Source organism: Bizionia sp. (assembly GCF_048259285.1).
GTDB classification, from domain to species: Bacteria; Bacteroidota; Bacteroidia; order Flavobacteriales; family Flavobacteriaceae; genus Algorimicrobium; species Algorimicrobium hallyeonense.
Genome location: NZ_JBLXHU010000070.1, coordinates 1 through 7,111, shown reverse-complemented (window position 1 = coordinate 7,111; position 7,111 = coordinate 1). Strand labels below are relative to the sequence as shown.

General features: G+C 33.8%; 7 protein-coding genes. All 7 read right to left on the bottom strand.

The window, feature by feature from the left end:
• Positions 1–55 precede the first annotated feature (55 nt).
• Entirely contained in the window at positions 56–811 is a 756-nt protein-coding gene (hisF, locus tag ACN0QX_RS14820) for an imidazole glycerol phosphate synthase subunit HisF (protein WP_417198080.1), read from the bottom strand.
• A gap of 77 nt (positions 812–888) precedes the next feature.
• On the bottom strand, positions 889–1,623 hold the full coding sequence (hisA, locus tag ACN0QX_RS14815) for a 1-(5-phosphoribosyl)-5-[(5-phosphoribosylamino)methylideneamino]imidazole-4-carboxamide isomerase (RefSeq protein WP_417198078.1): 735 nt from the start codon (positions 1,621–1,623) through the stop codon (positions 889–891).
• A 75-nt stretch (positions 1,624–1,698) separates the two neighbouring features.
• Positions 1,699–2,280 carry an imidazole glycerol phosphate synthase subunit HisH gene (gene hisH, locus ACN0QX_RS14810; protein WP_417198076.1) on the bottom strand — a complete coding sequence of 194 codons (582 nt, stop codon included), beginning with the start codon at positions 2,278–2,280 and terminating at the stop codon, positions 1,699–1,701.
• A gap of 66 nt (positions 2,281–2,346) precedes the next feature.
• The gene (hisB, locus tag ACN0QX_RS14805; protein WP_417198074.1) at positions 2,347–3,480 is read right to left on the bottom strand and encodes a bifunctional histidinol-phosphatase/imidazoleglycerol-phosphate dehydratase HisB; all 1,134 of its coding nucleotides are present in this window, start codon (positions 3,478–3,480) and stop codon (positions 2,347–2,349) included.
• Between the two features lie 108 nt (positions 3,481–3,588).
• A complete protein-coding gene (hisC, locus tag ACN0QX_RS14800; RefSeq protein WP_417198072.1) occupies positions 3,589–4,641 on the bottom strand; it encodes a histidinol-phosphate transaminase in 1,053 nt (350 codons plus the stop codon).
• 2 nt (positions 4,642–4,643) lie between these two features.
• The gene (gene hisD / locus ACN0QX_RS14795; RefSeq protein ID WP_417198071.1) at positions 4,644–5,963 is read right to left on the bottom strand and encodes a histidinol dehydrogenase; all 1,320 of its coding nucleotides are present in this window, start codon (positions 5,961–5,963) and stop codon (positions 4,644–4,646) included.
• Between the two features lie 52 nt (positions 5,964–6,015).
• The gene (gene hisG, locus ACN0QX_RS14790; protein WP_417198070.1) at positions 6,016–6,873 is read right to left on the bottom strand and encodes an ATP phosphoribosyltransferase; all 858 of its coding nucleotides are present in this window, start codon (positions 6,871–6,873) and stop codon (positions 6,016–6,018) included.
• Between the last annotated feature and the right edge of the window lie 238 nt (positions 6,874–7,111).

The window sequence follows — 7,111 nt, the reverse complement described above, 5'->3', positions numbered from 1 at the left end:
GTTCATTATATTTTTACTTTTTTATGAGATCCTGAATCAAGTTCAGGATTACAAGTTATAATCTCACAGAAATACCATTCTGTTTTAATTCTTCTTTTAAGTCTTTTATTTCTATTTCACCAAAATGAAATACACTTGCAGCCAAAGCTGCATCTGCTTTACCCACTCTAAAGCTATCTGTAAAATGTTGGATAGTTCCTGCGCCACCAGACGCAATTATCGGGATATTTACAGTGTCTGATAGTTTTGCTAGTGCTTCATTTGCAAACCCATTTTTAGTTCCATCGTTATTCATAGAAGTAAACAGGATTTCGCCTGCGCCTCTTGTTTCAACTTCTTTTGCCCAATCAAATAAATCTAATTCGGTTGGAATACTTCCGCCAGCTAAATGCACTTTCCATTGTCCTTTAACTTGTTTGGCATCTATAGCAACTACAACACATTGGCTACCGAATTTACTTGACAATTCATTTACCAATTCTGGTCGTTTTACTGCAGATGAATTTACAGATATTTTATCTGCACCAGATTTTAAAAGTACATCTACATCTTCGATACTTGAAATTCCGCCACCAACGGTAAAAGGAATATTAACTTGTTCCGCGACTTTAAGCACCATTTCAATCATTGTTTTTCTACCTTCTAAAGTTGCAGATATATCTAAAAACACCAATTCGTCTGCACCTTTTTCCGCATATTGTTTTGCTAATTCTACAGGATCGCCTGCGTCTCTTAAATTAACAAAATTAACGCCTTTAACGGTTCGACCGTTTTTGATATCTAGACAAGGTATGATTCGTTTTGTTAGCATTTATTTGGCTTTTGGCTTTTGGCTCTTGGCTTTTTGCTTCTAACGTGTTGCTAAAAGTAAAAGGCTAATTATTTATATTATAAAAAACGTTCTAATTCTTTTAAACTTATTCTGTTTTCGTAAATGGCTTTTCCGATTATGACTCCATCGCAACCAATTTCAGATAAAACTTCAACATCTTCAATAGTTGTTACTCCGCCAGAAGCGATAAGTTTTACAGATTGATCTGCGCTACCATTGGTACATTGGTTGATTATTTTTTTATACAAATCTACCGATGGACCTTGAAGCATACCGTCTTTTGAAATATCTGTACATACCACATACTGAATACCGTTTTTTTGATATTCCTGAATAAATGGCACAACTTCTAAGCTACTTTCTTCTAACCAACCAGAAATAGCAATTTTTTCGTTTTTACAATCAGCACCAAGGATGATTTTTTGCGTTCCGTATTTATTAATCCAACGTAAAAAAGTGTCGGTGTTTTTTACGGCTATACTACCACCAGTGATTTGTCTTGCACCAGAATTAAAAGCAGTAAAAATATCGTCGTCTGATTTAAGTCCGCCACCAAAATCAATTTTTAAATTGGTTTTTGTTGCCACCTTTTCTAACACTTTATAATTGACTACGTGATCTGCTTTAGCGCCTTCTAAATCTACCATATGCAAGTATTCTATGCCTGCATCTTCAAATTGCTTGGCAACTTCTAACGGATTTTCATTGTACATTTTTGTTGTGCTATAATCGCCTTTAGTTAATCTTACGCACTTTCCTTCTATTATGTCTATTGCTGGTATTATTCTCATAATCATTTCCTGCGTAGGCAGGAATCTTTTTATTTAATATATAGGCTTCGTCTGCGCTCAGCCTGACATTTTTTTTTATAAATTGATGAAATTTCTCAAAATTTGTTCGCCTGCTAAGGATGATTTTTCGGGATGAAATTGCACACCGTAAAAATTATCTTTTTGTAATGCTGAAGCGTATTCTACATCATAAGTTGTTGTTGCAATTGCTTCCTGGCATTGTTCTGCATAAAAACTATGCACCAAATACATAAATTCATTGTTTTTGATATTTTTAAACAAATCTGATTGAAGATTACTTATTGTATTCCAACCCATTTGTGGCACTTTTACCGTGTTTGAAAACCGTTTTACATCTACATCAAAAATACCTAAGCCTTTTGTATGTCCTTCTTCTGTAGATTTACACATTAGTTGCATACCTAAACAAATACCTAAAACAGGTTGTTTTAACTGCGGAATCAAACGATTCAAACCTGATTCTTTTAGCTTTAGCATTGCACTACTCGCCTCACCTACACCAGGAAAAATCACTTTGTCTGCTGCTTTAATTTCTTCAGGATTATTGGTTAACAACGCTTCAAAACCTAAGCGTTTGAAAGCAAATTGAATACTTTTGATGTTTCCTGCACCGTAATTTATGATGACTATTTTCATTTTTAAGCTTTTGGCTTTTGTCCTTTAGTTTTAGATAACAGCTAACCGCTAAAGACTAAAAGCTAATTACAACATTCCTTTTGTACTTGGTAAAATCATTTTTTCAACATCGCGTTTTACAGCCATTTTTATTGCTTTTGCAAATGCTTTAAAAATCGCTTCTATTTTGTGATGCTCGTTTGTGCCTTCAGCTTTGATGTTTAGATTGCATTTTGCACCATCTGTAAAGGATTTAAAGAAGTGAAAAAACATCTCGGTTGGCATTTTGCCAATCATTTCGCGTTTAAAGTCAGCTTCCCATACCAACCAGTTTCTACCACCAAAATCTATTGCAGCTTGCGCAAAACAATCGTCCATTGGTAAGCTAAAACCGTAACGTTCTATACCTAATTTGTTTCCTAAAGTTGTTGCAAATACTTCACCTAAAGCAATTGCTGTATCTTCAATGGTGTGATGCTCGTCTACTTCTAAATCACCATCAACTTTAATATTTAAATCTAATTGTCCGTGACGTGCAATTTGGTCTAACATATGGTCGAAAAACGCAATGCCAGTTTCGATATTACTTTGTCCTGTTCCGTCAAGATTTAAATCGATTTTAATCTTGGTTTCGTTCGTGTTTCGTTCGATGATTCCTGTGCGTTCTTTGGCTTTTAAGAATTTATAAATTTCTTCCCAATCATTACTTTCTAAAGCAATAAATTCATCTAAAGCTTCGCGTTTTACAGTAATTTCATCAGTTCCTAAATTGGTATTATCATTAATAAAAATGCCTTTAGAACCAAGGTTTTTAGCTAATTCGACATCGGTTAATCGGTCACCAATAACAAACGAATTTTCTAAATCGTAATCTTCGCTAAAATATTTGGTTAACAAACCAGTATTTGGTTTTCGTGTTGGTGCGTTATCCTTAGCAAAAGTTCTGTCGATAAATTGTTCCTCAAAAACAACACCTTCATTTTCAAAAGATTGAAGCACGAAATTGTGTACTGGCCAAAACGTATTTTCTGGATACACATCTGTTCCTAATCCGTCTTGATTGGTAATCATTACGATTTCGAAATCTAATTCTTTGGCGATTTTACTTAAATATGTGAAGACTTTTGGGTAAAACACCAACTTCTCAAAGCTATCGATTTGCTCGTCTGCTGGTTCTTTAATTAATGTGCCGTCACGGTCTATGAATAATACTTTTTTCATTGTTTTTTAAGTTTTCGTCAGTTCGAGTGATTTTCTTATGAAAATCGTATCGAGAACTTTTACATCTCGATACAATTTCTCATTCTTCGAAATCACTCGATGTGACGTTTATATATTATTTAATACTGCAATCAATTTCTCATTCTCTTCACTTGTACCAACTGTAAAACGTAAACAATTTTCACAAAGAGGCTGATTAGTTCTATTACGAACAACGATGCCTTTTTCAACTAACTGATTGTATCTTTTAGTCGCATCATCAACTTTTACTAACACAAAATTAGCTTGTGTTGGATATATAGTATCAATCCAAGTCACCGACTTTAAGGCTTTAATTAACAAGCTTCTCTCTGAAATTATATTCTGAATTTCGTTTTGAACCTCTTGTTGCTTTTCTAAACGTTGGATTGCCTTTTGCTGCGTTAGTTGATTGACGTTATATGGTGGTTTTATTTTATTTAAAATTGAAATAATTTCGGTAGATGCATAACAAATTCCTAGTCTGATTCCTGCCATTCCGTAAGCTTTAGACAGCGTTTGCGTGACTATTAAATTTGGAAAATCTGATAATTTTGATATCCAACTTTCGTCTTCTGAAAAATCGATATAAGCTTCATCAATCACTACAATTCCATTGAAATTAGTTAATAGCTTTTCAATTTTTGACGCTTCAAAACTATTCGCTGTTGGATTATTTGGCGAACATAAAAATAACAGTTTGGTGTTGTCGTTTTGAGTGTTTAAAATAGCTTCTACTTTTGGTTGAAAATCAGGACTTAATTCAACCGTTAAAACGTCTATAGCATTTGTATTTGCTAATACGTCGTACATACCGTATGTTGGCGGTAATGTGATAACATTATCTTGATTTGGTTCACAAAACGCTCTAAAAATTAAGTCTAACACTTCATCACTTCCGTTTCCTAATAAAATATTCTCTGTCGGAATGTTTTTTATGTTTGACAACATCGATTTTACATCTTTTTGTTGCGGATCTGGATAACGATTTACACCATTTTCAAATGGATTTTCATTTGCATCTAAGAAAATCATTTGGTTAGATGTTGCGTCTTTAAACTCATCTCTTGCAGAAGAATACGGTTTTAAGGCAGCGATGTTTGGTCTGACCAGTTTCAATAAATTAAAATCTTGACTTCTCATTATTATTCTGTTTTCAAGGTTGAGATTCCTGCCTGCGCAGGAACAAGGTCTTTTAATCTAATCGAAACTGCGTTTTTGTGAGCTTGTAAACCTTCAGCTTCTGCCATTAGTTCTATGGTGTTTCCTATGTTTTTTAAACCTTCTTTTGTGATATTTTGAAACGTAATCGCTTTTGTGAAACTGTCTAAATTTACGCCTGAGTAGGCTTTACTAAATCCATTAGTTGGTAAGGTGTGATTAGTCCCAGAAGCATAATCGCCAGCGCTTTCAGGTGTGTAATTACCAATAAATACAGAACCTGTATTTTGAATGCCATCAACATAAAAATCATTGTTTTTAGTCGCAACAATAAAGTGTTCTGGACCATAATCATTAATTAAATCTAATGCCTCTTCATCAGTTTTTACTAAAATAGATTTTGAATTATTGATAGCTTGTTGCGCAATATCTTGTCTTGGTAATGCCTTAATTTGCGTGTTAATTTCAGTTTCAACTTCATTTATAAAATTTTCAGACGTTGATACTAAAATCACTTGACTATCAGTTCCGTGTTCTGCTTGACTTAATAAATCTGAAGCTACATAACTTACATTGGCGCTATCATCTGCAACAACTAACAATTCGCTTGGTCCTGCAGGCATATCGATAGCGACACCATATTTTGTAGCCAATTGCTTTGCAACAGTTACAAATTGGTTTCCTGGACCAAAGATTTTATAAACTTGAGGAATTGCTTCTGTTCCAAACGTTAATCCTGCAATCGCTTGAATACCACCAACTTTTATGATTTTTGTCACACCGCAAAGTTGGGCTGCATACAAAATTTCGTTAGCAATTTTACCATCTTTATTTGGTGGCGAACATAACACAACTTCTTTACAACCAGCGATATTTGCAGGAATTGCTAACATTAAAACTGTTGAAAATAATGGCGCAGTACCAGCAGGAATATAAATTCCAACTTTTTGAATGGCACGTTTTTCTTGCCAACAGGTAATTCCGATAGAGGTTTCTACACTTACTTTTTCTGTTTTTTGTGCTTTGTGAAAGACTTCAATATTTGACTTCGCTTGGTTAATTGCAGCTTTTAATTCTGTAGATAATTTTGAAGATGCTTCTTCGATCTCTTGTGTAGTCACAAGATTAGATTGTAAGTCTGCTCCATCAAATAACTTTGTGTATTTTGAAATTGCAGCATCGCCGTTGCGTTGTACGTCTTCAAAAATTTGATTTACCGTACTTTCTATATCGTTAACAGTTTGTGTTGGTCGTTTTAAAAGTTCTGACCACGTATTTTTATTTGGGTATTTTATTGTTTTCATTCTTCTCGATAATTAGGCTTCGACTGCGATCAGTCAGACATTAAAAATTTTATTACAAGACCATATTTTCAATTGGACAAACTAATATGCCTTCTGCACCATTGGCTTTTAGTTCATCTATAATTTCCCAGAAATCGTTTTTATTGATTACGGAATGTAATGAGCTCCAACCTTCTTCAGCTAGCGGTAAAACGGTTGGACTTTTCATTCCTGGTAAAATATTTATAATGTCATCAACCTTGTTATTTGGTGCATTTAGTAACACGTAGCGTGAGTTTCTAGCTTTTAAAACAGATTGTAGTCTAAACTGCAACTTGTTTAAAATCAATTGGTTTTTAGAAGAAATTTGAGGTGAAACTGCTAAAACAGCTTCCGATTTTAAAATGACTTCAACTTCTTTAAGATTGTTTTTAAATAAGGTGCTTCCGCTAGAAACGATGTCTACAATTGCGTCAGCTAATCCAATGTTTGGCGCAATTTCTACAGAACCGTTAATGATGTGCAAATTGGCGTTAACATTGTTATCTTTTAAAAATTGGTTGACTGTGTTTGGATACGACGTCGCGATACGTTTTCCTTCTAAATCTTTAATAGAATTGTAATTTTTTCCTTTTGGAATCGCGACAGACACTTTGCAGCTAGAAAATCCTAATTTCTCAGCAATCGTGATGTCTTGTCCTTTTTCTACCAAGACATTTTCACCGATAATAGCTACATCTACAACACCATCTTTTAAGTACTGTGGAATGTCTCCGTTACGTAAATAAAAGACTTCTAATGGGAAATTTTTAGCTGATGCTTTGAGTTGATCTTTACCATTATCGATAGAAATACCAACATCTTTAAGGATTTTCATAGAATCCTCATTTAATCGTCCTGATTTTTGAATTGCAATTTTTAGTTTACTCATTTTTCTTTTTAGTTAAAAGTGTTTGAGTAAATCTTTTTTGGTAAGATTCCTGTTTTCACAGGAATGAAAAAAACCGCTTGATTTACTCAAACGGTTTTAAAAATATCTTGGTTTTATTCAATACATTTTCAGCTCGCTTGAGTGCAAGTATGAAAATGATGATGATGTAATTGAATAAAAGTCATGTCTTGTTTTGTTCTGGACAAATTTTCAAAAAATAAATTTAGAATTCCAAACG

Excerpts from the sequence above, each read along its gene's own strand:
- hisG (WP_417198070.1), bottom strand. The coding sequence starts at position 6,873 with ATGAGTAAACTAAAAATTGCAATTCAAAAATCAGGACGATTAAATGAG.
- hisB (WP_417198074.1), bottom strand. The coding sequence starts at position 3,480 with ATGAAAAAAGTATTATTCATAGACCGTGACGGCACATTAATTAAAGAA.
- hisF (WP_417198080.1), bottom strand. The coding sequence starts at position 811 with ATGCTAACAAAACGAATCATACCTTGTCTAGATATCAAAAACGGTCGA.
- hisC (WP_417198072.1), bottom strand. The coding sequence starts at position 4,641 with ATGAGAAGTCAAGATTTTAATTTATTGAAACTGGTCAGACCAAACATC.
- hisA (WP_417198078.1), bottom strand. The coding sequence starts at position 1,623 with ATGAGAATAATACCAGCAATAGACATAATAGAAGGAAAGTGCGTAAGA.
- hisD (WP_417198071.1), bottom strand. The coding sequence starts at position 5,963 with ATGAAAACAATAAAATACCCAAATAAAAATACGTGGTCAGAACTTTTA.
- hisH (WP_417198076.1), bottom strand. The coding sequence starts at position 2,280 with ATGAAAATAGTCATCATAAATTACGGTGCAGGAAACATCAAAAGTATT.